The sequence below is a fragment of the Geodermatophilus sp. SYSU D00703 genome, assembly GCF_054050155.1.
Genome location: NZ_JBJGYU010000010.1, coordinates 120,777 through 147,013 on the forward strand (window position 1 = coordinate 120,777; position 26,237 = coordinate 147,013).

General features: G+C 74.3%; 27 protein-coding genes and 1 pseudogene. 12 read left to right on the forward strand and 16 right to left on the reverse strand.

The window, feature by feature from the left end; all coding sequences use genetic code 11:
- Nucleotides 1-11: 11 nt before the first annotated feature.
- The 3 genes from ACI782_RS12535 to ACI782_RS12545 are packed head-to-tail and all read right to left on the reverse strand — an operon-like array spanning nt 12 to nt 3,612.
- A complete protein-coding gene (locus ACI782_RS12535; protein ID WP_456909598.1) occupies nt 12-674 on the reverse strand; it encodes a hypothetical protein in 663 nt (220 codons plus the stop codon).
- Nucleotides 674-1,156 (reverse strand): hypothetical protein, encoded by a 483-nt coding sequence (locus ACI782_RS12540; protein ID WP_456909600.1) that lies wholly within the window; start codon nt 1,154-1,156, stop codon nt 674-676. The genes ACI782_RS12535 and ACI782_RS12540 overlap by 1 nt, the downstream gene beginning before the upstream one ends.
- Nucleotides 1,153-3,612 carry a molybdopterin oxidoreductase family protein gene (locus ACI782_RS12545; protein WP_456909602.1) on the reverse strand — a complete coding sequence of 820 codons (2,460 nt, stop codon included), beginning with the start codon at nt 3,610-3,612 and terminating at the stop codon, nt 1,153-1,155. The genes ACI782_RS12540 and ACI782_RS12545 overlap by 4 nt, the downstream gene beginning before the upstream one ends.
- A gap of 127 nt (nt 3,613-3,739) precedes the next feature.
- Here ACI782_RS12545 and ACI782_RS12550 point away from each other — a divergent pair, with 127 nt between their 5' ends.
- A complete protein-coding gene (locus tag ACI782_RS12550) occupies nt 3,740-4,147 on the forward strand; it encodes a four-helix bundle copper-binding protein (protein ID WP_456909604.1) in 408 nt (135 codons plus the stop codon).
- Between the two features lie 71 nt (nt 4,148-4,218).
- Here the strand turns inward: ACI782_RS12550 and ACI782_RS12555 are convergent, their stop codons facing one another.
- From ACI782_RS12555 to ACI782_RS12590, 8 genes and pseudogenes are all read right to left on the reverse strand, one after another.
- Nucleotides 4,219-5,322: an NAD(P)-dependent alcohol dehydrogenase gene (locus ACI782_RS12555; protein ID WP_456909606.1), complete on the reverse strand. Its 1,104-nt coding sequence runs from the start codon at nt 5,320-5,322 to the stop codon at nt 4,219-4,221.
- The gene (locus tag ACI782_RS12560; RefSeq protein WP_456909608.1) at nt 5,319-6,152 is read right to left on the reverse strand and encodes an IclR family transcriptional regulator; all 834 of its coding nucleotides are present in this window, start codon (nt 6,150-6,152) and stop codon (nt 5,319-5,321) included. Before ACI782_RS12560 ends, ACI782_RS12555 begins: the two co-directional genes overlap by 4 nt.
- 14 nt (nt 6,153-6,166) lie before the next feature.
- Nucleotides 6,167-7,177 (reverse strand): annotated as a pseudogene (locus ACI782_RS12565) (PDR/VanB family oxidoreductase); the annotation flags it as partial.
- Between the two features lie 35 nt (nt 7,178-7,212).
- Nucleotides 7,213-7,488, reverse strand: coding sequence for a hypothetical protein (locus ACI782_RS12570; protein ID WP_456909610.1), 276 nt, complete (start codon nt 7,486-7,488; stop codon nt 7,213-7,215).
- A 35-nt stretch (nt 7,489-7,523) separates the two neighbouring features.
- A complete protein-coding gene (locus ACI782_RS12575; RefSeq protein WP_456909612.1) occupies nt 7,524-8,597 on the reverse strand; it encodes a Rieske 2Fe-2S domain-containing protein in 1,074 nt (357 codons plus the stop codon).
- Between the two features lie 96 nt (nt 8,598-8,693).
- Nucleotides 8,694-9,938 (reverse strand): MFS transporter, encoded by a 1,245-nt coding sequence (locus ACI782_RS12580; RefSeq protein WP_456909614.1) that lies wholly within the window; start codon nt 9,936-9,938, stop codon nt 8,694-8,696.
- A gap of 9 nt (nt 9,939-9,947) precedes the next feature.
- The gene (locus ACI782_RS12585; protein WP_456909616.1) at nt 9,948-10,922 is read right to left on the reverse strand and encodes an ABC transporter substrate-binding protein; all 975 of its coding nucleotides are present in this window, start codon (nt 10,920-10,922) and stop codon (nt 9,948-9,950) included.
- Nucleotides 10,923-11,016: 94 nt separating this feature from the next.
- Nucleotides 11,017-11,463 (reverse strand): MarR family winged helix-turn-helix transcriptional regulator, encoded by a 447-nt coding sequence (locus ACI782_RS12590; RefSeq protein WP_456909618.1) that lies wholly within the window; start codon nt 11,461-11,463, stop codon nt 11,017-11,019.
- Between the two features lie 76 nt (nt 11,464-11,539).
- Here ACI782_RS12590 and ACI782_RS12595 point away from each other — a divergent pair, with 76 nt between their 5' ends.
- Nucleotides 11,540-11,662: a hypothetical protein gene (locus tag ACI782_RS12595; protein WP_456909620.1), complete on the forward strand. Its 123-nt coding sequence runs from the start codon at nt 11,540-11,542 to the stop codon at nt 11,660-11,662.
- Nucleotides 11,655-13,187: an acyl-CoA synthetase gene (locus ACI782_RS12600; protein ID WP_456909622.1), complete on the forward strand. Its 1,533-nt coding sequence runs from the start codon at nt 11,655-11,657 to the stop codon at nt 13,185-13,187. The genes ACI782_RS12595 and ACI782_RS12600 overlap by 8 nt, the downstream gene beginning before the upstream one ends.
- A 1-nt stretch (nt 13,188) precedes the next feature.
- On the opposite strand, the gene ACI782_RS12605 is transcribed toward ACI782_RS12600, so the two are convergent.
- On the reverse strand, nt 13,189-13,980 hold the full coding sequence (locus ACI782_RS12605; protein WP_456909624.1) for a putative hydro-lyase: 792 nt from the start codon (nt 13,978-13,980) through the stop codon (nt 13,189-13,191).
- 178 nt (nt 13,981-14,158) lie between these two features.
- Between ACI782_RS12605 and ACI782_RS12610 the strand changes: the two genes are divergently transcribed.
- The 6 genes from ACI782_RS12610 to ACI782_RS12635 all read left to right on the forward strand — a co-directional run bounded on the left by ACI782_RS12610 (nt 14,159) and on the right by ACI782_RS12635 (nt 19,633).
- Entirely contained in the window at nt 14,159-15,349 is a 1,191-nt protein-coding gene (locus ACI782_RS12610; protein ID WP_456909626.1) for an NRAMP family divalent metal transporter, read from the forward strand.
- Nucleotides 15,350-15,363: 14 nt separating this feature from the next.
- On the forward strand, nt 15,364-16,116 hold the full coding sequence (locus ACI782_RS12615; RefSeq protein ID WP_456909628.1) for a LamB/YcsF family protein: 753 nt from the start codon (nt 15,364-15,366) through the stop codon (nt 16,114-16,116).
- On the forward strand, nt 16,116-16,727 hold the full coding sequence (locus tag ACI782_RS12620; protein ID WP_456909630.1) for a 5-oxoprolinase subunit B family protein: 612 nt from the start codon (nt 16,116-16,118) through the stop codon (nt 16,725-16,727). Before ACI782_RS12615 ends, ACI782_RS12620 begins: the two co-directional genes overlap by 1 nt.
- Before the next feature lie 150 nt (nt 16,728-16,877).
- Nucleotides 16,878-17,735, forward strand: a complete 858-nt coding sequence (locus ACI782_RS12625; RefSeq protein ID WP_456909632.1) for a 5-oxoprolinase subunit C family protein — start codon at nt 16,878-16,880, stop codon at nt 17,733-17,735.
- 13 nt (nt 17,736-17,748) lie between these two features.
- Entirely contained in the window at nt 17,749-18,519 is a 771-nt protein-coding gene (locus tag ACI782_RS12630) for an IclR family transcriptional regulator (protein WP_456909634.1), read from the forward strand.
- Between the two features lie 106 nt (nt 18,520-18,625).
- Entirely contained in the window at nt 18,626-19,633 is a 1,008-nt protein-coding gene (locus ACI782_RS12635) for an ABC transporter substrate-binding protein (protein ID WP_456909636.1), read from the forward strand.
- A 167-nt stretch (nt 19,634-19,800) separates the two neighbouring features.
- Here ACI782_RS12635 and ACI782_RS12640 read toward each other — a convergent pair whose 3' ends face one another.
- From ACI782_RS12640 to ACI782_RS12655, 4 genes are all read right to left on the reverse strand, one after another.
- On the reverse strand, nt 19,801-21,006 hold the full coding sequence (locus ACI782_RS12640; RefSeq protein ID WP_456909638.1) for an FAD-dependent monooxygenase: 1,206 nt from the start codon (nt 21,004-21,006) through the stop codon (nt 19,801-19,803).
- Between the two features lie 203 nt (nt 21,007-21,209).
- Nucleotides 21,210-22,031 (reverse strand): ABC transporter ATP-binding protein, encoded by an 822-nt coding sequence (locus tag ACI782_RS12645; RefSeq protein ID WP_456909640.1) that lies wholly within the window; start codon nt 22,029-22,031, stop codon nt 21,210-21,212.
- 54 nt (nt 22,032-22,085) lie between these two features.
- Complete coding sequence (locus tag ACI782_RS12650) at nt 22,086-22,859, reverse strand: ABC transporter permease (RefSeq protein WP_456909642.1); 774 nt, start codon at nt 22,857-22,859, stop codon at nt 22,086-22,088.
- A complete protein-coding gene (locus ACI782_RS12655; RefSeq protein WP_456909644.1) occupies nt 22,859-23,722 on the reverse strand; it encodes an ABC transporter permease in 864 nt (287 codons plus the stop codon). The genes ACI782_RS12650 and ACI782_RS12655 overlap by 1 nt, the downstream gene beginning before the upstream one ends.
- Before the next feature lie 313 nt (nt 23,723-24,035).
- Here ACI782_RS12655 and ACI782_RS12660 point away from each other — a divergent pair, with 313 nt between their 5' ends.
- The 3 genes from ACI782_RS12660 to ACI782_RS12670 form a co-directional block, all read left to right on the forward strand.
- A complete protein-coding gene (locus ACI782_RS12660) occupies nt 24,036-24,854 on the forward strand; it encodes an IclR family transcriptional regulator domain-containing protein (protein WP_456909646.1) in 819 nt (272 codons plus the stop codon).
- The gene (locus ACI782_RS12665) at nt 24,851-26,089 is read left to right on the forward strand and encodes an MFS transporter (protein WP_456909648.1); all 1,239 of its coding nucleotides are present in this window, start codon (nt 24,851-24,853) and stop codon (nt 26,087-26,089) included. The genes ACI782_RS12660 and ACI782_RS12665 overlap by 4 nt, the downstream gene beginning before the upstream one ends.
- 21 nt (nt 26,090-26,110) lie before the next feature.
- Nucleotides 26,111-26,237 (forward strand): CoA-transferase (locus tag ACI782_RS12670; protein ID WP_456909656.1); only part of this gene is annotated, 127 nt, incomplete at its 3' end.

The window sequence follows — 26,237 nt, forward strand, 5'->3', positions numbered from 1 at the left end:
CCGCGTGCCGGTCACAGCTGGGGCCGGACGCCGGCCTCCCCCGCGAGTGAGGACGGCGCCAGTGGACCGTTCCCCTCGACGGCGGCCCGGCCGGGTCCTCGACGTCCGAGCGGCAGGACGGTCCGCCGCTCGCTGCCCTCCAGTTCCAGCGCCAGCGCCGCGTACAGCGCCAGTGCCCCGAGGGCGAGACCGACCCAGCCGGCGGCCGACTTCCAAGCGGCGGAAGCGGTCAGCTCGTACGCGCCGGTGACGGCGAACCGGATCCCGGCCAGGCACATCACCGCGGCGGGGACGAGCTTGCTCGCCGCAGCGGACACCGCCGGCACCTGCATGGCCACCCCGGCGGTCACCAGCAGGACGCCGAGGCCGGCGCTGGTGGCTCCCGGGGGCGAGGTGAGCGTGGTGAGGCCGACGACGGCCCACGTGCCGGTCAACACCCCCATCCCGGTGGCGGCCACCGGGTCGCGTGCGAGGAACCCGACGACCGCCGCGGTGAGTTGCAGCGGCACGGTCGCCGCCAGGGCGGTCAGCCCGGCGACGCGTCCCTGGTCGGGCGGAACCCACCCCAGCTGGACTGCCGAGAGGACGACGGTGGCCAGGGCCAGGGCGAGGAAGCCCAGCGGCAACGGGGTGGCGACCGGGCGGAGGACGACGCGGGTGGCGGGCTCGCCCATCAGCTGACGAGGGCCTGGGTCGCGGACTCCTTGAGCTTGGCGTTGGCCCACCGCATCTGCCGCAGCGTGTCGGGGTGGCAGCGCTGTGCCAGGTCGAGCAGCTCCCGCTTGCGGGCGCCCTGTGCCGCCTGGGCCAGGAGCTCCCAGTCCAGCGAGACCCCGGCCGCCTCCCGGTGGACGTGCCGCAGGTCGGCGAGCAGCAGCAGGCCGGGCTCCGGACGGCGGCCGAGCAGGTCGGATGTGGCCTGCTGGACCTTCTCGAGGATCCCGGGTTCGCCCGCCGGCTCGGGATCCAGGTCGAGGCCGTAGTCCTCTCCGATGCGGGCCAGCTCGGTGACGTGCCGCTGTGACCAGCGGGCGATGTCGCGGGCGATGTAGAAGACCTCGTGGTCGGCCTTGTGCCGGTCCGAGATCGCGAGCAGCACCCGTGCCAGGTGGTTCTCGGAGCGGTGCAGCTCCTCGATCGCCAGGTGCAGCTTCACCGCGCACCCCCCTCGACCAGCTCCTCGACCGCCTCCGCAGCCGTGCCGCCGCGGGTGGGTGGTACCTCCGCCGCCACCGGCCGCGACCCGGTCGTCGTCGGCGCCGGGGCGGGGCCGGTGGCCTCGGCGAGCCGGGTGACCGCGGCGGCGGCGGTCTTGAAGATCGGCTGCTTGGAGCAGGCGTCCCAGTCGGTGAGCGTGAGCTCGTTGGCCGCCCGCCCGCCGTCCCCGGAGGGTTCGGAACCGTCGGGCTCGTCCCAGTAGCCGTAGTGGAAGGGCAGGAAGACCACGCCGGGCCGGATGCCGCTGATCCGCAGCCGGCCCTGCACCCGGCCCCGGGGGGTGCTCACCTCGAGCAGGTCGCCCTCGCCCCAACCGCGGTCGGCGGCGTCGGAGGAGGACATCTCGACCCACACCTCCGGCGCCGCGGCCTGCAGCTGGGGTGCGCGGCCGGTCTTGGTGCGGGTGTGGAAGTGGTACAGCGTCCGGCCGGTGACCAGCTGGAACGGGAACTCCTGGCTGGGCAGCTCGTGCGGCGGCAGGTACTCGGCCGCCTTGAGCACCGCCTTGCCCGCGGGGTTGAGCGCCCGGTACTCGGTCTCGTCCAGCGGCGCTCCGGTGACCAGGTCGCGGCCGTAGCTCTCGCAGTAGTCCGGTGCGGCCCAGAACTGCCCGTCGACGTAGATGCGCTCGGTGCCGTCGGGGTGCTCGTCGGTGCACGGCCACTGGATGCCGCTGCCGCTGCGGAGCTTGTCGTAGGACAGGCCGGTGTAGTCGCACGGGCGCCCACGGCTGCACTCCTTCCAGCCCTCGAAGGCGCCCTCCGGATCGCTCCACTTCACCAACGGCGCGCCGTCCCTGTCCTCCAGTCCCAGCCGGGAGGCGAAGTCGATCAGGATGTCCAGGTCGGACCGGGCCTCGCCCGGTGGGTCGACGGCCTTCTCCGACAGGTGCACGGTGCGGTCGACGTTGGTGAAGGTCCCGGTCTTCTCCCCCCAGGTCGCCGCGGGCAGGACGACGTCGGCCAGCTGCGCGGTCTCGGACAGGAAGATGTCCTGGACCACCAGGAACAGCCGGTCCTGGCTCAGCAGCTCGCGCACCCGGCCCAGCTCCGGCAGCGACACCGCCGGGTTGGTCGCCGTGACGTAGAGGAAGCGGATCGAGCCCTCCTCGATGTAGCGCAGCTGCTGCATGACGTGCGTCGGCGGCGAGTAGTGCGGGATGTCCATGGGGTCGACGTTCCAGACCCGCGCCAGGTCCTGGACGTGCGCGTCGTTCGACCAGTTCCGGAACCCCGGCAGGTCGCCGTCCGCCCCGGCCTCGCGGGTGTTCTGCGCGGTGGGCTGGCCGTTCATCTGCAGGACTCCGCACCCCGGCTTGCCGAGCATGCCGCGGATGATGTTGGTGTTGTTGACCTGCACGGCCGCGGCGGTGGCCTGGTGGGACTGGTAGAAGCCCTGCAGCACGGTGGAGACCAGCCGCTGCGCGGTGCCGATCAGCCGGGCGGCCTCCCGGATCTGCTCGGCCGGGACGTCGCAGACCTCGGCGGCGACCTCGGGGGCGTAGTCCTGCACCCGCTTGGCCAGCTCGTCGAAGCCGACCGCGTGCGCCTCGACGTAGTCGTGGTCGACCCAGTCGTTGGCGACGATCTCGTGCAGCAGCGCGTTCATCAGCACCACGTTCGTGCCCGGCCGCGGCGCGAGGTGCACGGTCGCCGCCCGGGCCACCGGCGTCTCCCGCGGGTCGACGCAGACCACCTTCGGCGGGTTCGGCCCGGCCAGCCGGTCCAGGACGCGGCTCCACAACACCGTCTGGGTCTCGGCCACGTTGTGCCCGTAGAGGGCGATGACGTCGGCGGAGTCGATGTCGGTGTAGGAGCCCGGCTGCCCGTCGGAGGCGAACGACTCCTTGAGCGCGGCGGCCGCGGTGGCCGTGCACAGCCGGGTGTTGCCGTCGACGTGGTTGGTGCCGATGCCGCCGTGCGCGATCAGCCCTAGGGTGTAGTACTCCTCGAGGAACAGCTGACCGGTCGTGTAGAAGGCGACCGAGCTGGGGCCCTGCTCGTCGAGCAGCTCCCGGCACCGGCCGGCGACGGCGTCCATCGCGGTGTCCCAGTCGGTCTCCACCAGCTCGCCGTCCCGCCGGATGAGCGGCCGGGTGAGCCGGTCGGGCGAGTTGTTGGCCTGCCAGCCGAACAGGTCCTTGGGGCCCAGTCGGCCGTGGTTGACCCGGTCTCCCGCCCGGCCGCGGACGCCGACGATCCGGCCGTCCTTCACCGCGATGTCCAGGCCGTCGCCGTTGGAGTGCAGGATCGTCGCCGACTGCACCCAGCGGTCGACGTCGTCCTCGGTCAGCCCGTCGGCCAGGTAGGAGTCGACCCGCGTCGGCCAGGCGTCCCCCGGTCCGTACGGCGTCCTCGTCCCCCACGGCTCGGCGATCCGGTCGATGCGCGACATGGCGGTTGCAGTACCCAACGCGGCGCGTCGCTCCCACATGCGCACATGACGGCTCGGTGACGGGAGGGGTCGCGCTCACCGGGTCGGGTATGGACGCGGGCACTGACCGAACGACGAGAGGGCAGTCATGACCGTCGTTGACCGGATGCTCGACACCTACCCCAAGGACCTCGGCGGGGTCGACCGCGAGAAGCTGCGGGCCTGCATCGAGGCGTGCGTCGAGTGCGCGCAGGCGTGCACCGCGTGCGCGGACGCCTGCCTGAGCGAGGACTCGGTCGCCGAGCTCACCACGTGCATCCGCACCGACGCCGACTGCGCCGACGTCTGCGAGGCCACCGGGCGGGTGCTGTCCCGGCACACCGGTTACGACGCGAACCTCACCCGTGCGGTGCTCGAGGCGTGCGCGGCCGCCTGCCGGGCCTGCGGCGACGAGTGCGATCGCCACGCGGAGATGCACGAGCACTGCCGGGTGTGCGCGGAGGTCTGCCGCCGCTGCGAGCAGGCCTGCCGCGACCTCGTCGCCTCCCTGGGCTGACCCCCTCCACGGCCAAAGTGGCCACAAAGGCCGCTCCGTCGGGGGCCTTCGTGGCCACGAAGGCCGGAGAGTCACCCGGGCATGCGCAGGATCGGCTTGACCACGGCGCCGCTGTGCGAGGCCTCGACGGCGTCCTCGATCTGCTCCAGGGGGAAGTACTCGACCAGCCGGTCGAACGGGAACCGGCCCTGGGCGTGCAGGTCCATGAGCGCGGCGATGAGCGCCTGGCCGTACCCGCTGCCGCCGAGGGTGCCGCGGATGGTCTTGCCCCACAGCGTGGACAAGTGCTCGACGTTGAACTCCGCGCCGGCCGGGGCGCCGCCGATGAGCAGCGCGGTGCCCAGCATCCCGACCGAGTCGATCGCCTGCCGGACGACGGAGATGACGCCGGTGCAGTCGAGCGTGGCGTCGGCCGGACCGCCGCAGACGTCCTGGACCGCCTGCACCGGGTCGGTGTCGGTCGCGTCGACGGTGTGGGTGGCGCCGAGGTCGGCGGCCAGCCGCAGCCGGCCGGGGTGCCGATCGACGGCGATGATCGTGGTGGCCGCGGAGTTGCGGGCGGCCATCACCGCCGCCAGCCCCACCGTGCCCGCGCCGTAGACCACGATCGAGCTGCCCGGCTCGGGCCGCAGGGTGTTGAACACCGCACCCGCGCCGGTGGCCAGGCCGCAGGCCAGCGGGCCCATGAGCTCGACCGGCAGCCCCTCGGGGACGGGCACCAGCGAGGCGGCGGTCGTCATCGAGTAGGTGGCGAACGACGACTGGCCGAAGAAGTGGCTGGCCAGCGGCTGCCCGTCGGTGGTCCGCAGCGCGGAGGGCCCGTCGAGGCGGTGCCCGCCGCCGACCAGCTCGGCCATCCGCAGGCAGTAGCGCGGCTCCCCCCGGACGCAGTTGCGGCAGTCGCCGCAGTACGGCCAGCCGAGGACGACCGCCTGGCCCTCGCGGAACCCGGTGACGCCCTCCCCGACGGCGACGACCGTGCCGGCGCCCTCGTGGCCCAGCACGCCGGGCAGGGGGAAGGGCAGGTCACCGTCGCGGGCGATGCCGTCGGTGTGGCAGAAGCCGGTGGCGGCCACCTTGACCAGCACGTCGCCGGGGCCGGGCTCGTCGAGCTCGACGTCCTTGACCACGAACGGGCCGTGCAGTTCCTCGACGACGGCGGCGGTGATCCTCACGCGGGTCCTCCTCGGTAGGGCGGGGTTCCTTCGGTGGCGGCTGCCGGGCCCTCGACCGGCCAGCCGCCACGCGCGGACTGGGTGAGCACGCGGGAGATGCCGCGCGCCGCGGCCCGCACGCCCGGGGCGGCGGAGCGGACGGCGGCCGGGGAGTCCCCGCGCACGACGACCGACAGCGCGGCGACGACGCTGTCGTCGAGCGTGATCGGCGCGGCGACCGACACCGCGTCGACGGTCACCTGGCGGTCGCTGATCGCCAGGCCGGCGCGGCGCACCTCCGCCAACACCCGGCGCAGCTCCCGCGGGTCGGTGATGGTGTGCGGGGTGTAGCGCTTCAGCGGCGCGGCCAGCACCCGCTCCTGGACGTCGACCGGCGCGTGCGCCAGCAGCACCAGCCCCACCCCGGTCGGCGGCAGCGCGAACCGGCCGCCGACCTGGGTGAGCACCATGACCGCGTCCCGGCCGGCGAACCGCTCGACGAAGACGACCTCGACGTCGTCGCGCACGGCCAGCTGGACGTTCTGGTGGGTGACCTCGTAGAGGTCCTCCATGAACGGCAGGGCCGCCTCCCGCAGGCCCAGCCCGCGGGGCGCGAGCGCGCCGAGCTCCCACAGCCGCAGTCCGACGCGGAAGCGGCCGTCGGCGTCCCGCTCCAGCCCGCCCCACCGGCGCAGCTCGCCGACCAGCCGGTGGGCGGTGGACAGCGGGACGTCGACGATGCGGGCGATCTCGGACAGCGTGAGCGCCGGCCGCTCCGGGGTGAACGCGTCCAGGACGGCCAGGAGCTTGCCGCCCGACGTCCGCGGCCGGGCCGGCTCGCCGCCGGCCACGCTGCTCCGCCGGCTCAGAGCTCGAGGACCAGCTTCGGGCAGGCCGCCCGGGACACGCAGATGAACATCGTGTCGTTGGCCGCCTGCTCCGCCGGGGTCAGCAGCGAGTCGCGGTGGTCGACCACGCCCTCGAGCACCGGCGTCTCGCAGGTGCCGCAGGTGCCCTCCTGGCAGGAGGACAGCACCGGGATACCGGCCTCCTCGACGACCTCGAGGATGGACTTCTCCGGCGGCACGGTCACGGTCAGGCCGCTGGTGGCGAGCTCCACCTCGAAGGACTCGGCCAGTACTGGCTCGCCCTGCTCCTTGGGGCTGAACCGCTCCAGGTGCAGGCTGCCCTCGGGCCAGGCGGAGGCCACGTGCTGCTCGACGGCCTTGAGCAGCGGCTCGGGGCCGCAGGTGTAGACCACCGTGTCCGGCCGCGCGGTGCCGAGGATCTTGGGCAGGTCGATCAGGCCGACCTCGTCCTGCGGGTGCAGGGTGACCCGGTTGCCGGTGGCGTCCTCCAGCGCCTCGAGGAACGCCATCGAGCGGCGGCTGCGGCCGCCGTAGTGCAGCTCCCAGTCCGCGCCGGCGGCCTCGGCGGCGGTCAGCATCGGCAGGATCGGGGTGATCCCGATGCCGCCGGCGACGAACAGGTACTTGGGCGAGTCGACCAGCTCGAAGTTGTTGCGCGGCCCGCGGACGTCGATCTCGGCGCCCTCGACGAGCGTCTCGTGCACGTGCTCCGACCCGCCGCGGCTCTCCGGCTCGCGCAGGACGGCCACCCGCCACACCGAGCGGTCGTTCGGGTCGCCGCACAGCGAGTACTGGCGGACCAGGCCCTCGCGCAGCTTCAGGTCGATGTGCGCGCCCGGCGCCCAGGCGGGCAGCTCCGCCCCGGAGGCGTCGCGCAGGTCGAGGACGACGACGCCCTCGGCGCCGGTCGTCCGGGCGGCCACCTGCAGGCGCAGGTCCACCTCGTCGTGCGTGGTGTGCACGGGGTACTCCGTTTCTCGGACCCGCTGCTGGGTCCCGCCGCGACCTCGCGAGCGGTGGGACCCAGCAGCGGGTCCCTTCGTCAGACCAGGACCGGGGTGCGTGACCTGATGATCGACGGGTCCGTGACCCGGTGCGCGGGCGGGGGCGGCAGGACGTCCGGCAGCGGCCGCACCGTCGGCCCGCCGGCCGGGTGGTCGGGATGGGCGAGCAGCCACTCCCACATCTCGATCGGGTCCTCGCCCTCGGCCTCGGCGCCGCAGTGGCACAGGCCGCGCAGCCGGTCCGAGCCGGGCAGCCAGTTGATCCGCAGCACCTTGTCGCCGGCGAGCACCTCGCGCGGCGGGGGCAGTTCCATGCCGTTCCCTCCCGGACTCGTGCCGTAGGAGGCGGTCACCGGGCCGTCGCCGCCGCCTGCTCGACCGGGGCCCCGGAGGCCTCGGCGGCCATGCGGGCGATCAGCCGGCGGGCGGCCAGGCCACCGGTGTCGATGTTGATCGACAGCTCCTGGTACCCGTCGGGCTCGCCGGTGAGAACCTGCTCCAGGACGTCGAGCGCGGTCACGTCCTGCAGGACGACGGTGCGGTTGTTGGTCGCGAGGAACTCCGACACCTGCTCGTCGTCGATCGCGAAGTCGCGGGCCACCGCCCAGAAGTCGTGGGTGGAGTGCTCGGTCTCCGGCGTGATCGCGTACACGACCTCGACGTGGAAGCCGTTCGGGTCGGTGCCGTCCTCGTTGGGCAGCACGCCGACCGGGGCGACCCGGCTGTGCAGCTTGTACAGGCACGGCGGGGTGTACTCGATGTCCTGCCAGCGGGTGATCCGGCCCTCGATGCCGGTGCTCTTGGCGTAGAAGGGCGGGCACTCCGCGTCGGCCATGTGCCGGCTGACGTAGACGATCCCGGCCTCCTCGTCGACCTCGGTGGTGATCGGCGTGTCGGCGACCTCGGGGGTGCCGATGTACCCGCCGTGCAGGTAGGTCTCGTGCGAGAGGTCCATCAGGTTGTCGATGAGCAGGCTGGCCCGGGCCTGGAGGGGCTCCATGCCGCTGACGACCGTCCAGCCCTCCTGGTCCAGCCACGGGGCCCGCGGGATGCGGGTGCTCTCGGCCTTGTCCGGGTCGCCGATGAAGACCCAGACGAAGGAGTCCTGCTCCACGACCGGGTAGGACTTCAGCCGCGCCGTCCGCGGGACCCGCTTCTGGCCGGGGACGGCGACGCAGACGCCGTCGGCGCCGTAGGTGAAGCCGTGGTAGCCGCAGACGACGGTGTCGCCGTTGAGGTGGCTGGGCTTCTCCGACAGCGGGAACCGACGGTGGACGCAGCGGTCGCTCATCGCGGTGACCTGACCGGCCTCGGTCCGCCAGAACAGGATCGACTCGCCGCAGATCGTGCGGCTGAACAGCTCCCGGCCGATCTCACGGCCGTAGGCGGCCACGTACCACTGGTCCTGGACGATCGACGTCATCTGCATGCCTCCACGCTCGTACTCCTCGGCTCCTACCCACGGTGACGGCCGTCACCGCTCCCGGGGTACCGGACTTCCACGATGTGGAAGCCCGGCTCACCGGAGGGTGCGCGGGCGACCGGCCAGCGCCGCGGCACCCATGAGCACCGCGGTCACCCCGAGCAGCAGCCCCAGTGGCGCGGACCACCCGCCGGTCGCCGCGTACACGGCCCCGACCACCAGCGGCCCGGTGGCGCCCACGGCGTACCCGACCAGCTGGGCCATGCCCGACAGCCGCCGGGCCGCGGCGTCGTCGGCGGCGCGCAGCACGAGGACGGTGAAGGCGAACGCGATGCCCGCGCCCTGGGACAGGCCGCCCAGCACCGCCCAGGCGACCCACAGCCCCGGCGCGAGCCACAGCCCCAGCACCAGCACGCCCCAGGACGCGGCGACGACGACGCCCAGGCCGCTCTGGCCGCGCGCCCGGGGCCGCCGGGCGAGGACCGCGGGGACCAGCAGGCTCCCGGGGATGCCCAGGACCTGGAACAGGGAGGCGGCCACGGCCCCGGGCCGCAGCCCCTGGCCCAGCTCGTCGAGCAGCAGCGTCGGCAGCCAGGCGGTGATCGCGTAGTAGAGGACCGACTGGAGGGCCAGGACGGTCGCCACGGCCCACGCGACCGGCGAGCGCCAGACAGGAGCGGCCGGCGCCGCGGGAGCCGTCTCGGGCGCCGCCGCGGCACCCGGCCCGCTCCCCCGCCCGCGGGTGGCGACCAGCCACAGGACGGCCGCAGCCAGCGCGAGGACCGCCCACGCGGCCAGCGCCGTCCGCCAGCCGGTGAGGCCGCCCAGCGGGGCGGTGAGCGCGGCCGTGAGCGCCGCCCCGGCGCACAGGGCCGCGGTGTAGAGGCCGGTGACCGTGCCGGCGCGCTCGGCGAACTCGCGCTTGGTCACCGCGGGGAGCAGCACGTTGCCCAGCGTCATGCCGGCGCCGACGATGGAGGTCCCCAGGAGCAGCAGCGGCGCGCCGTCGACCGCGCGCAGCACCGTGCCCGCCGCGATCGCCAGCAGGCCGGCGCACACCGCCGCCTCGCTCCCGATCCGCCGGCCGAGCCAGGCGGCCGGCGGTGCCAGGACGGCGAAGCAGAGCACCGGCAGCGTCGTCACCAGGCCCGCCAGGGTCGGCGAGAGGCCGAGGTCGGCGCGCATCTCCGGCAGCACCGGGGAGACGGCGGCGATCGCGCCGCGCATGTTCAGGGCGGCCAGCAGGACCGCGGCCAGCAGCAGGCCGCCGCCCCGGGCGGGAGACGGCCGCAGGCCCGCCCGGGAGTCCGGACGGGCCTGCGACAGGGGTTCCGAGGGCACCCCTGAGACCTACTCCTGCGGGAGGAGCCCGTCGATGTCGGGGTCGTTGTCGAGCAGGCCGGCCTCGACCATGAGCTCGCCCATCTGCTCGATCTGCGGACGGCGCAGGTCGGTGCCGAACTCCTCGATCCGCACGTTCGCCATGGCCCCGGGCGGGGTCTCGAGGAACTCCTCGGCCTCGGTCCGGACCGCGTCGGGGTTCTGGTCGGCCCACTCGAGGGTCTCCTCGAGGGCGGCGGTGAAGTCCTCGACCAGCTGCGGGTCGGACTCGGCCAGCTGGCCGGAGGTGAAGAAGAGCTGGGTCGGGTGGCCGGGCACCGACTCCTGGCTGGAGTAGCTCGCCACCGGGTGGCCCGCCGCGATCAGCTGGGACAGGAAGGGCTCCGGCACCCAGACCGCGTCGACGTTGCCGGCCTCCAGGGCGGCGGGCATGTCCGGGAAGGGCAGCTCGACGTACTGGATGCCCGACGGGTCGCCGCCGCCCTGCCGCACCGCCTCGTCGATGGTCAGCTGGCCCATGCCGTTGAGGGTGTTGACCGCGATCCGCTTGCCGGCCAGGCCGGCCGCGTCGGTGATGCCCAGGGCCTTGTTCGCGACGACGCCGTTGACGTCCTCGCCCTCGGCGTGCGTCGAGGTCCAGTGCCCGATGACCCGGACGTCGAGGCCCTGGTCGCGGGCCTGCAGCAGCGAGACGGGGTTGCTGGTGGCGAACTCCATCTGGCCGGAGGCGACGGCCGGCAGCAGCGCCGCCCCGCCCTGGCCGGTCTCGATGACGACCTCGATGCCGTGGTCCTCGAAGAAGCCCTGCTCGATGCCGCCCTGCAGCGCACCGGTCACGGCGACCGGGAGCAGGCCGGCGGTCACCTGGCGCAGCTCGTCGCTGCCGCCAGCGGTGCCGCCGGAGGCGGCCTCGTCGTCGCCACCCCCGCACGCGGCGAGCGCGAGGGTCGTCGCTGCCAGCACGGGGACGAACTTGCGGAGCATGTGCTCTCCTGGGGTCGAAATGAGTGAGAACCTCAACGGTTGACGTTCGGGATGATGCACGTCACACGGTCGCGGGGCAAGTACCCCTCGCCGGTCAGCCGGTGACGGCCGCCGAGCGGCCGGCGACCAGCCGGCCCAGGAGGTCGCGCAGCCGGTCCTGCTCCTCCTCGGTGAGGACGCCGAGCTGGCCCGCGTGGGCCTCCGCGGTCGCCCGCGCCGCCCGCTCCCGCACCACGCGGCCCGCCCGGGTCGCGACGACCAGCTTGGTCCGCCGGTCGCTCTCCGACGGGCGCCGCTCCACCAGGCCGGCCTCGGTGAGCTCGTCGACGAGGAGCACCACCTGGCTGGGGTCCAGACCCAGCGCCTCGGCCAGGTCCCGCTGCGACATGCCGTCGGCCGAGTCGCAGGCCAGCAGCAGGGCGGAGTAGGAACGCACCCGCAGGCCGTGCGCGGACAGCGCGGCGTTGGTGGCCCGGACGAGCAGCCCGCTGGCCCGCGAGAGCAGATAGCCGACGTCGTCGGTCAGGGTGGTGCCGTCCATGAGGACCTCCATCGTTGACGACCTCCACAATAGCGGCCTAGCGTCGTGCGTCACACCCCTCTGCGACGGAGCAGCCATGGACCTCGACCACCTGGTGGCCATCGACGTGCACGCGCACGTCGAGCAGGACCTGCACGGCCAGGTCCGTCCGCCGGTGACGACGGAGGACGCCGTCCGGGCGGTGCGGCCGGGTGCGTAACGCCGGCCTGGGCTCCTGGCCGGAGCGCCGGCTGCGCATCTCCCCCGGCCGGGACGCGATCTGGTTCGAGGGGACGACGACCTCGCACGCCGGGTTCGCCGAGCGGGTCCGCCGCACCGCGGGCGCGCTGGCCGGCCTCGGCGTGCGTTGCGGGGACCGGGTCGCCTGGACCGGCACCAACCACCCCTCGGCGCTGGAGACCCTCTACGCCTGCGGCCAGCTGGGCGCCATCTGGGTGCCGGTCAACGCCCGGCTGACCGCGCCCGAGGCGCAGTACGTGCTCGAGCACTCCGGCTCCACCGTGGTCGTGCACGGCCGCGAACACGGCGAGCTGGCCGACGCGCTGCGCGCCCGGGTCCCCGGCGTCCGCGTCTGGGTCGCGGCCGAGCCGCCGGTGGCCGGCGGCGCGGACTCCCTCCCCTACGAGGAGCTGCTGGCCGCGGCGGCGCCCGAGCCGCGCGACGAGCCGGTCACCCTCGACGACCCGTGCCTGGTCATGTACACGTCGGGCACCACCGGCCGGCCCAAGGGCGCGGTGCTCGACCACGGCAACATGACCTGGAACGCGGTCAACCAGGTGATGGGGATGGACTTCGGCGCCGAGGAGCGGACCCTGGCGCTCGCGCCGCTGTTCCACATCGGCGGGCTCAACGGCACGGTCAACCCCACCCTGCTGCGCGGCGGGTGCGCGGTGGTCCTCCGCCGCTTCGACCCGGCCGAGACCCTGCGGGTGATCGAGGAGCAGCGGGTCAACTCGTTCTTCGCCGTCCCGACGATGCTCGACGCGATGGCGCGCCTGCCGGAGTTCGCCACCCGCGACGTCTCGGCGCTGCGCACCATCGGCGCGGCCGGCGCCGCCGTTCCGCTGCCGACGCTGCGCACCTGGCTGGACCGCGGGGTGACCATGCAGCAGGCCTACGGCATGACGGAGGCCGCGCCCGGGTGCACGGTCCTCGACTCGGCCGACGCCGAGCGCAAGGTGGGCTCCGCCGGCAAGCCGCTGTTCTTCACCGACGTGAAGGTGCTCCGCCCCGACGGCAGCGAGGCCGGCGTCGACGAGGTCGGCGAGGTCGTCGTGTCCGGGCCCAACGTCATGGCCGGCTACTGGGAGGACCCGGAGCAGACCGCCGCCGTGCTCCGCGACGGCTGGTACCACACCGGGGACGCCGGGTCGCTCGACGCCGAGGGCTTCCTCTACGTCCGCGACCGCTACAAGGACATGATCATCTCCGGCGGCGAGAACGTGTACCCGGCCGAGGTGGAGTCCGCACTGCTGGAGCTGCCGCAGGTGCTCGAGGCCGCGGTCATCGGCGTCCCGGACCAACGGTGGGGCGAGGTGGGGCTCGCGATCGTCGTGCCGGCGCCGGGTGCGCCGGACGACGCCGAGGCGATCCGCACCGCGCTGCGGGAACGGCTGGCCGGGTTCAAGGTCCCGCGGCACGTCCAGTTCGTCGACGAGCTGCCCAAGACCGCCACCGGCAAGATCCGCAAGCCCGACCTGCGGGAGCGGTTCGCCGACCGGTGACTCAGGGCAGGCGGTAGGCGGCGTCGGGCACGTCGGAGACGAACATGTGCCCCGGCGCGTGCGTGATGGCGAACGGCGGCCGGGAGGCCATGAGCGCCGCCTGCGGGGTCACCCCGCAGGCCCAGAACACCGGGACGTCGCCCTCGGCGGCCTCGACCGGGTCGCCGAAGTCGGGGCGGCCGAGGTCGGCGATGCCCAGCAACTCGGGCGGCCCCACGTGCACCGGCGCCCCGTGCACGTCCGGCATCCGGGCGGTGACCTGGACGGCGGTGGTCACCAGCTCCCCGGGGACCGGCCGCATCGTGACCACCAGCGGGCCGGACAGCCGCCCGGCGGGCCGGCAGTCCCGGTTGGTGCGGTACATCGACACGTTGCGGCCCTGCTCGATGTTGCGCACCGGCACACCGGCGTCGAGCAGCGCGGTCTCGAAGCTGAAGCTGCACCCGATGAGGAAGGCGACCAGGTCGTCGTCCCACAGGTCGCGGACGTCGGTCGGCTCGTCGGCCAGCTCGCCGTCCCGCCACACGCGGTAGCGCGGCAGGTCGGTGCGCAGGTCGGCGTCCGGCGCGAGCACCGTGCGCGGCGAGCCGGCGTCGGTGACGTCGAGCAGCGGCACCGGCCGCGGGTTGCGCTGGGCGAACAGCAGGAAGTCGTAGGCCCAGTCCCGCGGCAGGACGACGAGGTTGGCCTGCGTGTAGCCGGGCGCCACCCCCGACGTGTGGACGGCGGACCCGCTGCGGCAGGCCGCCCGGACCTCGGCCGGGCCGACCGGGGCGACCGTCTGCTGCGTCATGCGACCCATGGTGCCCCGCCGGCCCGCCCACCGCCGCTGCCGAGGGTCACGGGACGCACCTCGCGTTGCCGGGGAGCCCGGGCGGTTCTAGCGTCCCGGTCAGCCGTCTGTGTGGGAGGTGCCCGTGTCGCACAGCCCGGAGACCCCCGTACCTGCGGGCGCCGCACCCGAGAGCCGCATGGCGGCGAGCACCCGGTCCACGCTGCTCGGCGCGATGTTCCTCATGGCCACGTCGGCCATCGGACCGGGCTTCATCACCCAGACCACGACCTTCACAGTGCAGCTGGGCGCGGCGTTCGCCTTCGCCATCGCGGTGTCGATCGTCATCGACATCGCGCTGCAGCTGAACGTGTGGCGGGTCATCGGCGTCTCCGGCCGGCGGGCCCAGGAGCTGGGCAACCTCGTCGTCCCCGGCCTCGGCTGGTTCATGGCCGTGCTGCTGGTGGTCGGCGGCCTGGTGTTCAACATCGGCAACGTCAGCGGCGCGGGGCTGGGCACCGACGCGATGTTCGGCCTCGACCCGAAGATCGGCGGGGCGCTGTCCGCGGTCGTCGCGATCGGCGTCTTCCTCAGCCGGCGGGCCGGGGTGGCCGTCGACCGCATCGTCGTCGTCCTGGGCCTGCTGATGATCGGGCTCACCGCGTGGATCGCGATCACCTCGGGCCCGCCGGTCGGCCAGGCCCTGCGCAACGTCGTCCTGCCCGGGCAGGTCTCCTTCCTGGCGATCACCACGCTGGTCGGCGGCACGATCGGCGGCTACATCGTCTACGCCGGAGCCCACAGGCTGATCGACTCGCACGTCACCGGGCCGGAGCACGTCCGGGACATCACCCGCGGCTCGATCACCGGGATCATCATCACCGGGATCATGCGGGTGGTCCTCTTCCTCGCCATCCTCGGCGTGGTCGCCGGTGGCGCCGACCTGGGCACGGAGAACCAGGCGGCGAACGCCTTCGAGGTCGCCGCGGGCGAGTTCGGGCTGCGGGCCTTCGGCGTGGTGCTGTGGGCCGCGTCGATCACCAGCGTCATCGGCGCCTCCTACACGTCGATTTCCTTCGTCACCTCCCGGACCCGGACCAGCGACCGCACCCGCACGCTGCTCGTCGTCGCGTTCATCGCCGTGACGACGCTGGCCTTCGTCCTGATCGGCGCCGCGCCGACCACGCTGCTGGTCTTCGCCGGGGCGTTCAACGGACTGCTGCTGCCGATCGGGATCGCGGTGCTGCTGTGGGTGGCCACCCGGCGCGCCGACCTGCTGGGCGGCTACCGCTACCCGCGCTGGCTCCTGGTGGTCGGGTGGCTGGCCTGGCTGCTCACCCTCTACCTGGCGGTCAACTCCATCCGGCCGGTCATCGACCTGTTCGGCTGAGGAGGACGGGCCCCGTGGACCTCAACTCCGACCTCGGCGAGGGCTTCGGCCAGTGGCAGCTCGGCGACGACGACGCGCTGCTCGGCATCGTGACCAGCGCGAACGTCGCCTGCGGCTTCCACGCGAGCGACCCGTCGATCATGCGGCGGGTCTGCGCGCGGGCGGCGGAGGCCGGCGTGGCGATCGGCGCGCAGGTCTCCTACCGCGACCTGGCCGGCTTCGGCCGCCGGTTCATGGACGTCGAGCCCGACGAGCTCACCGCCGACGTGCTCTACCAGGTCGGCGCGCTGGAGGCCTTCGCCCGGGTCGCCGGCTCGCGGGTGCGCTACGTCAAGCCGCACGGAGCGCTGTACAACGCGATCGTCGGCCACGAGGAGCAGGCCGCGGCGGTGGTCCGCGCCGTCGTGGCGTACGACCGCGGGCTGCCGGTGCTGGGGCTGCCCGGATCGGCGTGGCTGCGGCTGGCCGAGGAGGCCGGGCTGACCGTCGTCCGGGAGGCGTTCGCCGACCGGGCCTACACCCCCGAGGGGACGCTGGTCTCCCGCCGCTCCCCCGGCGCCGTGCTGCACGACCCCGCCGAGATCGCCGCACGGTGCCTGGCCATGGCGCGCGGCGAGCCGATCGCCGACGTCGAGGGCAACCCGCTGCGGATCGACCCGGACTCGATCTGCGTGCACGGCGACACCCCCGGCGCGGTCGCGATCGCCCGGGACGTGCGGGCCGCCCTGACCGACGCCGGTGTCGAGCTGGCGCCGTTCGCCGGCTGATGCGGGTCCTGCCCAGCGGCTCGACCGCGCTGCTGGTGGAGCTCGACGGGCTCGACGAGGTCCTCGCGCTGTACGCGGCCCTCACCGAGGAGCCGGTCCCGGGCGTGGTGGACGTCGTCCCCGCGGCGCGCACCGTGCTGCTGGTCTTCGACCCGGCGCGGACGCGGCCGGCCGCGGTCGAGCAGGCGGTGCGCGACGCGCGGCCCCGCCCGGACCGCCGCGGCGCCGGCGAGGTCGTGGAGCTGCCGGTCGTCTACGACGGCGCCGACCTCGGCGACGTCGCCGCGCACCTGGGCGTCGCGACGGAGGAGGTCGTCCGGCGGCACACCGGCACGGAGTGGACGGTCGCCTTCTGCGGGTTCGCCCCGGGGTTCGGCTACTGCACGCCCGACGGCGAGCCCTGGCACGTCCCCCGGCGGGGAACGCCGCGGACGAAGGTGCCGCCGGGGTCGGTCGGGCTGGCCGGGGAGTTCAGCGGCGTGTACCCGCGGGAGTCCCCGGGCGGCTGGCAGCTCATCGGGCGCACCGACGTCGCCGTCTTCGACCTGTCGCGGGACCCGGCCGCGCTGCTGCGGCCCGGCGTGCGCGTGCGGTTCGTGGAGGTCACGTGACCGAGCTCGCGAGGTCCCGCGAAGGCAGGGCACCCCTGGGCACGTGGCCGACGAGCGCCAGCGAGGAGGCCCCGTGACCGAGCTCGCGAGGTCACGCGAAGGCAGAGCACCCCTGGGCACGTGGCCGGCGAGCGCCAGCGAGGAGGCCACGTGACCCGGACGCTCACCGTGCTGTCCCCCGGCCCGCTGACCACCGTGCAGGACGCCGGCCGGCCCGGGCAGGGCGCCCTGGGCATCGGCCGCTCCGGCGCCTGCGACCGGGCCTCGGCCGCGCTGGCCAACCGGCTGCTCGGGAACGACCCCGGCGCGGCGGTGCTGGAGGTGACCCTCGGCGGGCTGGTGCTGCGCGCGGACGCCGACCTGGTCGTGGTGACCACCGGCGCCCGGTGCGCGGGCGCGGCCGCCCACAACGCGCCGGTCCGGCTGGCCGCCGGCGCGGAGCTGCGGCTCGGCCCGCCGTCGGCCGGGCTGCGCACCTACGTCGGCGTCCGCGGCGGGATCGCCGTCGAGCCGGTGCTCGGCAGCCGCGCCACCGACCTGCTCTCCGGGCTCGGTCCGCCCGTCGTCGCGGCCGGGGACGTGCTCCCCGTCGGCACCGCCGCCGACCCGCCGCCGGGGGTCGACCTGGCGCCGGTGGCCGACCCGGCCGGCGGCGAGGTGGCGGTGCGGGTGCTGCCCGGCCCGCGCGCGGACTGGTTCGCCGACACCGCGCTGCCCGCGCTCACCGGCACGGCATGGACGGTGACCGACGAGAGCAACCGGATCGGCCTGCGGCTGGACGGGCCGCCGCTGGAGCGGGTGCGTCCCGGGGAGCTGGCGAGCGAGGGCATGGTCCGCGGCGCGCTGCAGGTGCCGCCGTCCGGGCTGCCGGTGCTGTTCCTCGCCGACGCGCCGGTGACCGGCGGCTACCCGGTCCTCGCCTACGTCGCCGACGAGGACGTCGACCGGTGCGGCCAGCTCCGCCCGGGCCAGGCCCTGCGGTTCCGGGGTGCGCCTCTCGGCAGATGAGACACTGCCGGCCGTGGGGCGGGTGACGACGGGCGAGTCGGTGCTCTCGCGCGCCGTCCGGATCCTCGCCGCCTTCTCCGCGGACGACAAGGAGCTGCAGGTCTCGGAGATCGCCCGCCGCACCGGACTGCACGTCGCCACCGCGTCCCGGCTGGTCGCCGAGCTGGTCACCCACGGGCTGCTCGAGCGCGGTCCCGACCGCCAGGTCCGGGTCGGCGTCCGGATGTGGGAGCTGGCCTCGCGGGCCTCGTTGACCGTCTCCCTGCGCGAGGCGGCGATGCCCTACCTCGAGGACCTCCACGCCGTCGTCGGCCACCACGCGCAGCTCGGCGTCCGGGACGGCGACGACGTGCTGTTCGTCGAACGGCTGTCGGCGCGGGACGCGGTCGTCAACTACTCGCGCATCGCCGGCCGGCTGCCGCTGCACATCTCCTCCTCGGGCCTGGTGCTGCTCGCCTACGGCACCGCGGAGTCGCAGGAGCGCATCCTGTCCCGCCCGCTGGAGCGGCCCACGTCGAACACGATCGGCGAGCCCGAGCGGCTGCGGACCACGCTGGCCGAGATCCGGCGGCAGGGCTTCGTCGTCACGCCGGGGCACGTGCACCCGGACGCCGCCGGCGTCGCGGTGCCGGTGCGCAACGGGCTGCAGGAGGTCGTCGCGGCGCTGTCGGTGATCGTGCCCAACGACGGCCGGGCGATGGCGCAGGTGCCGGCCCTGCTGGCCGCGGCGCGGGGCGTGACCCGCACGCTCTCCGCCGGGCCGCTGGCCGGCCTCTCGCGCTGACTCTCACTCTTCGAGACACCACTGGGTGCGGCTGTGACGCCGATCGCATGATCCGCGTCACGTCCGCGGGCCGGGGTGGCCCGCGGAGCACCGAGAGGAGACCTCCTTGTCCCCTGCGCCCGGGGTCCGCACCCCCCACCGACGCCCCCGCTCCCGCCTCGCCCGCACCGGCCTCGCCCTGGCGTGCACGGTCACGCTCGCGCTGGCCGCCTGCGGCTCCGACGACGACGGGGGCGGCGAGGAGGCCTCCGGCGGCGCCGACGGCACCACCGCGGTCACCGTCGGCTACTTCCCGCTGGTGCACACCGCCAGCGCGGTGAACGCCGCCGAGACCGGCCTGTTCGAGGAGCAGCAGCTCGACGTCACACTCGAGCAGACCGCCGGTGGCGCGCAGGCCATCCCATCGCTGATCGCCGGGGAGTACGACATCACCTACGGCAACTACACCTCGGCCCTGCTGGCCGCCCAGCAGGGCCTGCCGGTCCGCATCATCGCGGGCAACGACGTGGGCGCCGACGACCACGCGATCATGGTCGCGGCCGACTCGTCGTACCAGTCCCCCGCCGACCTGGCCGGGGCGCGGGTCGCGGTCAACAACCTGCAGAACATCGGCACGGTGGCGGTCAACGCGGTCCTCGAGGACGCCGGGGTCGACGTCTCGGCGGTGCAGTTCCTGGAGCTGCCCTACCCGGACATGGCCGCGGCCCTGGAGGCCGGGGACGTCGACGCCATCTGGCAGGTCGAGCCGTTCCAGGCCGCGGCCCTGGCGGCCGGCCACCGGGTGCTGTTCCCGCTGTTCAGCGGCCCGGTCGAGGACATGCCCGTCGCCGGCTGGCTGACCACCGAGCAGTACGCGCAGGAGAACCCCGAGGTCGTCGAGGCCTTCCGCGAGGCGATGGCCGCGTCGATGGACGAGCTGGCCGACAACCGCGAGCGGCTCGTCGAGCTGGTGCCCACCTACACGCAGGTGCCGGCCGAGACCGTGCAGCAGGTCGCGCTGCCGCAGTGGGACGCCGAGGTCGACGAGGCGCAGCTGCAGGAGATGGCGGACCTGATGCTGGAGTACGGGATCATCAGCGAGGAGTTCGACGTCCAGGCGATGATCGCCGGGTGACAGCCCCGGGAGCATCGCAGCGAGCGCCGGCGAGCGAGGAGCGGACCGGGGCGCGGAACCCGGCGCGAGTCATCGCCGGGTGACGCCCTCTGACGGCCCGCGGCTTCGTGCCGCGGCCCGTCAGTGGTGCAGCGCCGGCGGGGGCTCGCCGGCCCAGGCGGGGGCGGTCAGGCCTCGGCCCCCGTGGTCGGCTGGTGCCCGTGCCGGCCTCCAGCGGCGGCCTCGGCGTCGTACCCGTACAGCCAGGCGTTGTGCGCCAGCGGGTCGTCGCCGGCGAAGGCCTCGTCGCGCGCCCGCTGCTCCGGACCGTCGGGCAGGTGGTGGTGGGCCTGCCGCCCGCGGCTGGCCTCCTGCACCTGCGTCGCCCGCGGGACCCGCACGGCCTCGTAGCGGGCCAGGGCCTCGGGCACGGAGGCCCCGGGATCGGCCAGGCAGACCGCCAGCGCGGCGGCGTCCTCCACCGCCTGCGCGGCGCCCTGGGCGAAGAACGGGAACATGGGGTGGGCGGCGTCGCCGAGCAGCACGAACCGGCCAGCGGTCCAGGTCCGGATGGGCTCGCGGTCCAGCAGGGCCCAGCGGCCCACCTCCCCGGCGGCGGCGATCAGCGCCTCGAGCCGCGGGTCCCAGCCGGCGAACTCGGCCGCGAGGTCCTCGACCCGGCCGCGCGACTCCCACGACTCGACGTCGAAGTCCCCCGCCGGGGAGAACGCCACGAGGTTGACCAGCCGGCCACCGGACACCGGGTAGTGCACCAGGTGGTGTCCCGGCCCCAGCCACAGCGTCTGCACCGGCCGGCGGGCCAGTTCGGGGGCGGCCTCGGCGGGGACGAGCGAGCGCCAGGCGCAGATCCCGGAGTACCGCGGCGGCCCGGGCCGGGCCACCGTGCCGCGCAGGGTGGAGTGGATGCCGTCCGCGGCCACCACGACGTCGGCCGCCACGGGAGCGCCGCCCGCCGGCAGGAGGCGGGCCGACTCGTCGTCCTGCTCCACCCCGACCACGCGGGCCCCCAGGTGCAGGGCCTCGGCAGGGACCGCCGAGCGGAGCAGGTCGAGCAGGTCGGCGCGGTGGACCACCCACGTGTCCTCGCCGTACATCGCGGCCGAGTCGGTCAGTCGCTGGCTGAACAGCACCCGGCCGTCCGCCCACCGGCGGAACTCCCAGCCGACCTCCAGCCGGACGCCGCGCCCCTCGAGGCCGTCCGACAGGCCGAGCCGACGCAGCAGGCGCATGAGGTTGGGCGCCACGACCAGCCCCGCACCGATCTCCCGGTACCGGCCGGCCTGCTCGTGCACCGAGACCTCGATCCCCGCCCGGTGCAGGAACGCGGCCGCGGCCAGCCCGCCGATCCCGCCACCCGCGATGGCCACCCGCATGCGTCCTCCCCGGTGCTGGCCCGACCCTGGTCCCGCGGCGCCGCCACCCCGCCGCACGGTGCGATCCTGCGGCCCGGGAGGCCTCCCCGACAGTGCTCTCCCGTCCGGCCGACCCCGGCTGCCCGCGCTCCCGGTCGACCCGACCCGGGAACGACGCGGGCCCGGCACCCCTGGGACGGGGTGCCGGGCCCGGCGTGCCGCGGTCAGGCCGTGGGCTGGCCGATGACGGCCGGGGCGTGGGTCTCGACCCCGCTGGGGGTCTCCTCCTTCGGCCGGTGGATCTGCGAGTACACCTGGGCGCGCAGCTCGGCGAACCGCTGGGAGGAGCGGGTGTGCAGCTGGTCGCGCTCGTCGGGCAGGTCGATGGTGAGGTCCTGGCGGATCACCGTCGGCGAGTTGGACAGGATGAGCACCCGCTGCCCGAGGTAGACCGCCTCGTCGATGTCGTGCGTGACGAACAGCGTGGTCACCTGGAACCGGTGCCACAGGTCGCGGATGAGGTCCTCGAGGTCGGCGCGGGTCTGCGCGTCGACCGCGGCGAACGGCTCGTCCATGAGCAGCACCTGCGGCTCGTAGGCGATCGCGCGGGCGATGGCCACGCGCTGCTGCATGCCGCCGGAGAGCTGCCACGGGTAGGCGCTGTGCGCCTCCTTGAGCCCGACCGCGGCGATGGACTCCTCGACCAGCTCCCGGCGGCGCGCCGACGGCACCTTCTTCTGCTTGAGCGGCAGCTCGACGTTCTGCCGCACGGTCATCCAGGGGAACAGGCTGCGCCCGTACTCCTGGAAGACGATCGCCATGCCCGGCGGCGGGCCGACGACCTTCTTGCCCGACAGCATGACCGTGCCCGCCGTGGGCTCCAGCAGGCCGGACATGCACTTGAGCAGGGTCGTCTTGCCGCAGCCGGAGGGGCCGACCAGGCAGACCAGCTCGCCCTTGTCCAGGGTGAAGGTCAGGTCGCGGACGGCCTCCACCGTCCGCGTCTTGCCCTCGTAGACCTTCTTGAGGCCGGTGACCTCGAGCATCGCGTTGCGCCTTCCGTTGGGTGAGTCAGGAGTGTCGGGGGTGCGGCCGTGCGGTCAGCCGGCGCGCTGGGCGCGGCGCAGGCCGTGGTACCAGGCCAGCCACCGGCTCTCGACGATGCGGAACAGCAGGGACAGCAGGAAGCCGAGCAGGCCGAGCATCAGCATGCCCGCCCACATCTCCGGGATGGCGAAGCTCCGCTGTGCCTGGACGATCGCGAAGCCCAGGCCGTCACTGGCGGCGAACAGCTCGCTGATCACCATCAGGATGATCGCGACCGACAGGCCCTGGCGCAGGCCCGCGGCCATCTGCGGGCTGGCGGCCGGGAGGATCAGGTGCCGCAGCCGGGCCGCGCCGTTGATCCGGTAGGTCCGGGCGGTGTCGGACAGCACACTGTCGACGGCCCGCACGCCCTCGGCGGTGTTCAGCAGGATCGGCCACATGCAGCCGAACGCGATGACGACGATCTTCATCGTGTTCTCGATGCCGAAGATCAGCATGAGGATCGGGACGATGACCGGCGGCGGGATGGCGCGGAAGAACTCCAGCACCGGCTCGAGCAGGTCGCGCAGCCGCTTGTAGGTGCCGATCAGCACGCCGAGGGTGATCCCGACCACTGCGGCGATGACGTAGCCGGCCGCCAGCCGCAGCAGGCTGGGCACCACGTCGTCGGCCAGCCGGGGGCCGAACCACTCCTCGACCAGGCTGTCGATGATCCGGGACAGCGGCGGGAAGTAGAAGTCGGTGCTGCTGGCCGAGGTGAACCACCACAACGCGAACAGCAGGACCGGCAGGGCGAAGGTGAAGCCGATCCGTCGCAGGACCCGCATCAGAGGGCCACCTCTCCACGCTGGGACGGGTGCCAGCTCAGCGCCCGTCGTTCGACGAACCGGAACACCAGGTTGACCGCGACGCCGACCAGGCCGGTGACGACGACCAGCGCGTAGGTGGCGGCGATCGCGCCGCTGCTCTGGGCGACCGCGATCCGGTTGCCCAGACCCGGGTTGCCGATGACCAGCTCGGCGGTCACGGCCAGGATCAGCGCGACCGACGCCGACAGCCGCAGGCCGGTCATGACGTAGGGCAGCGCCGTCGGCCAGGTGACGTAGCGGACCCGCGCGGCGAAGCCGAAGCGGTAGGCGCGGGCGGTGTCCTGGGCGACCGGGTCGACGTCCTGCACGCCGTAGAGCACCTGGATGAGCATCTGCCAGAACGCCGCGTAGACGACCAGCAGCAGCTTGCTCTCGATCTGGGTGCCGAACAGCAGCACCGCCAGCGGGATCAGCGCGACCGACGGGATCGGCCGCAGGAACTCGATGGTCGAGGCCGTGAACTCGCGCAGGAAGTGCGAGCTGCCGATCACGATGCCCAGCACCACGCCGGCGACCGCCGCGATGACCAGGCCCAGGGCCCAGCCCTGCAGCGTGTCGCCCAGCGCGGTCCAGAAGTCCGGCTGGCCCAGCTGGTCGATCAGCGCCGCCCCGATCTGCGAAGAGGTCGGGAAGAACTGGTTGGGCAGGACGCCGATGCGCGGCAGCACCTCGAAGAGCAGGACGAGGACGATCAGGCCGATCGAGCCGAGCAGGACCGGCGAGCTGCCGACGGAACGCCGGGCCGGTGGCTTGGGCGCGGCGCCGGCGTCGGGGTTGTCGGCGGCCGGCTCGTAGACGGTGACGGGCGCGGTGTCGCTCACGACCGCGTCACCGCCGCGGCGGAGGCCAGGCCGCGGAGGGCGGACGGCGGTCGCGCGGCCGCGCGGACCGCTGGGGTTCGGAGCATCGGCGCTCTCCCGGGAGGTTCAGGTTGGGGGCCCTGCAGGTGTTCGCCTTGCGAACCACTGTTCTTCCTGAGCACGGAAACAGGTGACTCGGCTCACCGTCAAGCCTGAGTTTCGGGAAGTGACCACGCCGTGATGCTTCGTGGCCCCTCCTTGCCGAACACCCGTTCACTCTGCGCACAATGTGACGCGGAGCGCATCCCGGCGCTCCGATCCCGGGAGGAACCGCGTGGAGATCGCCGACCTGCCCCAGGACCCCGCCGTCCTGCCGGCCCGCGACAGCACGTTCGTGCAGTCGCTCGACCGCGGGCTGGCCGTGATCCGGGCGTTCGACGCCGACCACCCCCGGCTCGGCCTCTCCGAGGTCGCGCGCGCCACCGGGCTGACGCGGGCCGCGGCGCGGCGCTTCCTGCTCACGCTCGTGCAACTGGGCTACGTGCGGATGGACGGCCGGGAGTTCTCGCTGCGTCCGCGGGTGCTGGAACTCGGCTACTCCTACCTGTCCGGGCTCACCCTCCCCGAGGTCGCCGAGCCGCACCTGGAGTCCTTCGTCGCCCAGGTGAACGAGTCCTCCTCGATGTCGGTGCTGGACGGCGACGACATCGTCTACGTCGCCCGCGTCCCGACCAAGCGGATCATGACCGTGCTCATCGCGGTCGGCACCCGGTTCCCCGCGCACCCGACGTCCATGGGCCGGGTGCTGCTGGCCGGCCTCCCCCATGCCGAGCTCGCCGCCTACCTGCAGCGGGCCGAGTTCACCGCCTTCACCGAGCAGACGATCACCGATCCGGTCGAGCTGCGCGCCGCGGTGGAACGGGTGCGGCGGCAGGGCTACGCGGTCGTCGACCAGGAGCTGGAGGCCGGCCTCCGCTCGGCCGCGGCCCCCGTCCGCAACGCCGACGGTCAGGTGGTCGCAGCGCTCAACGTGTCCGTCCACGCGAGCCGGACGTCGATGGAGCAGCTGGAGGGGACCCTGGTCCCCGCGCTGCTGGAGACTGCCCGGAACATCGAGCACGACCTGCTCCGTACCCGGCACGACCGCTCGTGACTCCCCCCCAACCGCACCGGTCCCGCCGGTGGTGGGTCTGGCTCGCGCCCGCCGCCGCGCTCGTCCTCGTCGCGCTCTGCCTGCGTGCCCCCTTCGCCGCGGTCGGCCCGCTGCTGGGCGAGCTCAGCGCCGAGCTGTCCGTGCCGACGTCCGCGCTCGCCGTCCTCACCGCGCTCCCGCTGGTCTGCTTCGGCCTGGTGTCCCCCACCGCACCGGCGCTCGCCGCGCGGCTCGGCGTCCACCGCGCCGTCCTGGCCGGGGCGGTCGTCCTCTCCGTCGGCATCGCGCTGCGGCTGGCCGGCACGTGGGGGCTCTACGCCGGCACGGTCCTGCTCACCGGCGGGATCGCCGTGGTCAACGTCCTGCTGCCCGCGGCCGCGCGCGCCGAGTACGGCCCGCGCAGCGCTCCGGTCCTCGGTGCGACGACCGCGTCCATGGCCCTGTCGGCCAGCCTCGGCGCGGGGCTGGCCCAGCCGCTGGCCAACGCCGCCGGCAGCGCGGTCGGCGGCCTCGCGTTGTGGCTGGTGCCGGTGCTGGTGGCCACGCTGGCCGTGGGCGTGCTGGCGCTGCGCCGGCGGGGGGCGGCGGGGCCGGCGGCCGCCCGGCTGCCGGTGGCGGCGGTGCTGCGGGACCGGGTGGCGCTGGCGGTCACCGCCTTCTTCGGTCTCCAGTCGCTGACCTTCTACTCGATGCTCACCTGGCTGGCCGACCTGCTCGAGTCCGACGCCGGGCTCTCCGCGGTCGGTGCCGGCGGGTTGTTGGCCCTCGCGGCCGCCGTCGGCGCCCCGTGCGCGCTCGTCGTCCCCCCGCTGGCCGCCCGCCGGCCCAGCCAGGTCCCGTGGGTGCTGGGCAGCACCGCGCCGATCCTCGTCGCGCTCGTCGGCCTGCTCGTCGCCCCGGCGTCGGCGCCGGCCGTCTGGGCGGTGCTCTACGGCTTCGGAACGGGCCTGTGCTTCCCGCTGGCGATGACCCTGGTCCTGGTGCGCACCCGGGACGTCGCGCAGACCGGCCGGCTGTCGGCGGCTGCACAGAGCGTGGGCTACCTGCTGGCCGCGACCGGTCCCCTGGCCGTCGGCCTGCTGCACGACGCGACGGGCACCTGGCGTCCCAGTCTGGTGCTGCTGCTCGTGCTCCTGGCCTGCCAGGCGGCGGCCGGGCTGTACGCCGCCCGGCCGCGCCTGGTCACCGAGCGGCCCCGGGCGGAGGTCGAGGAGCCCTCCCCCGCACGATCCTGACCGACGACGACGGGAGTTCTGATGGACAAGGTGGTGGGCAGCGCCGCTGAGGCGGTGGCCGACGTGCCCGACGGCGCGGTGCTGGCGGTGGGCGGGTTCGGGTTGTGCGGCATCCCGTACGCGCTGATCGACGCGCTGCTCGAGCAGG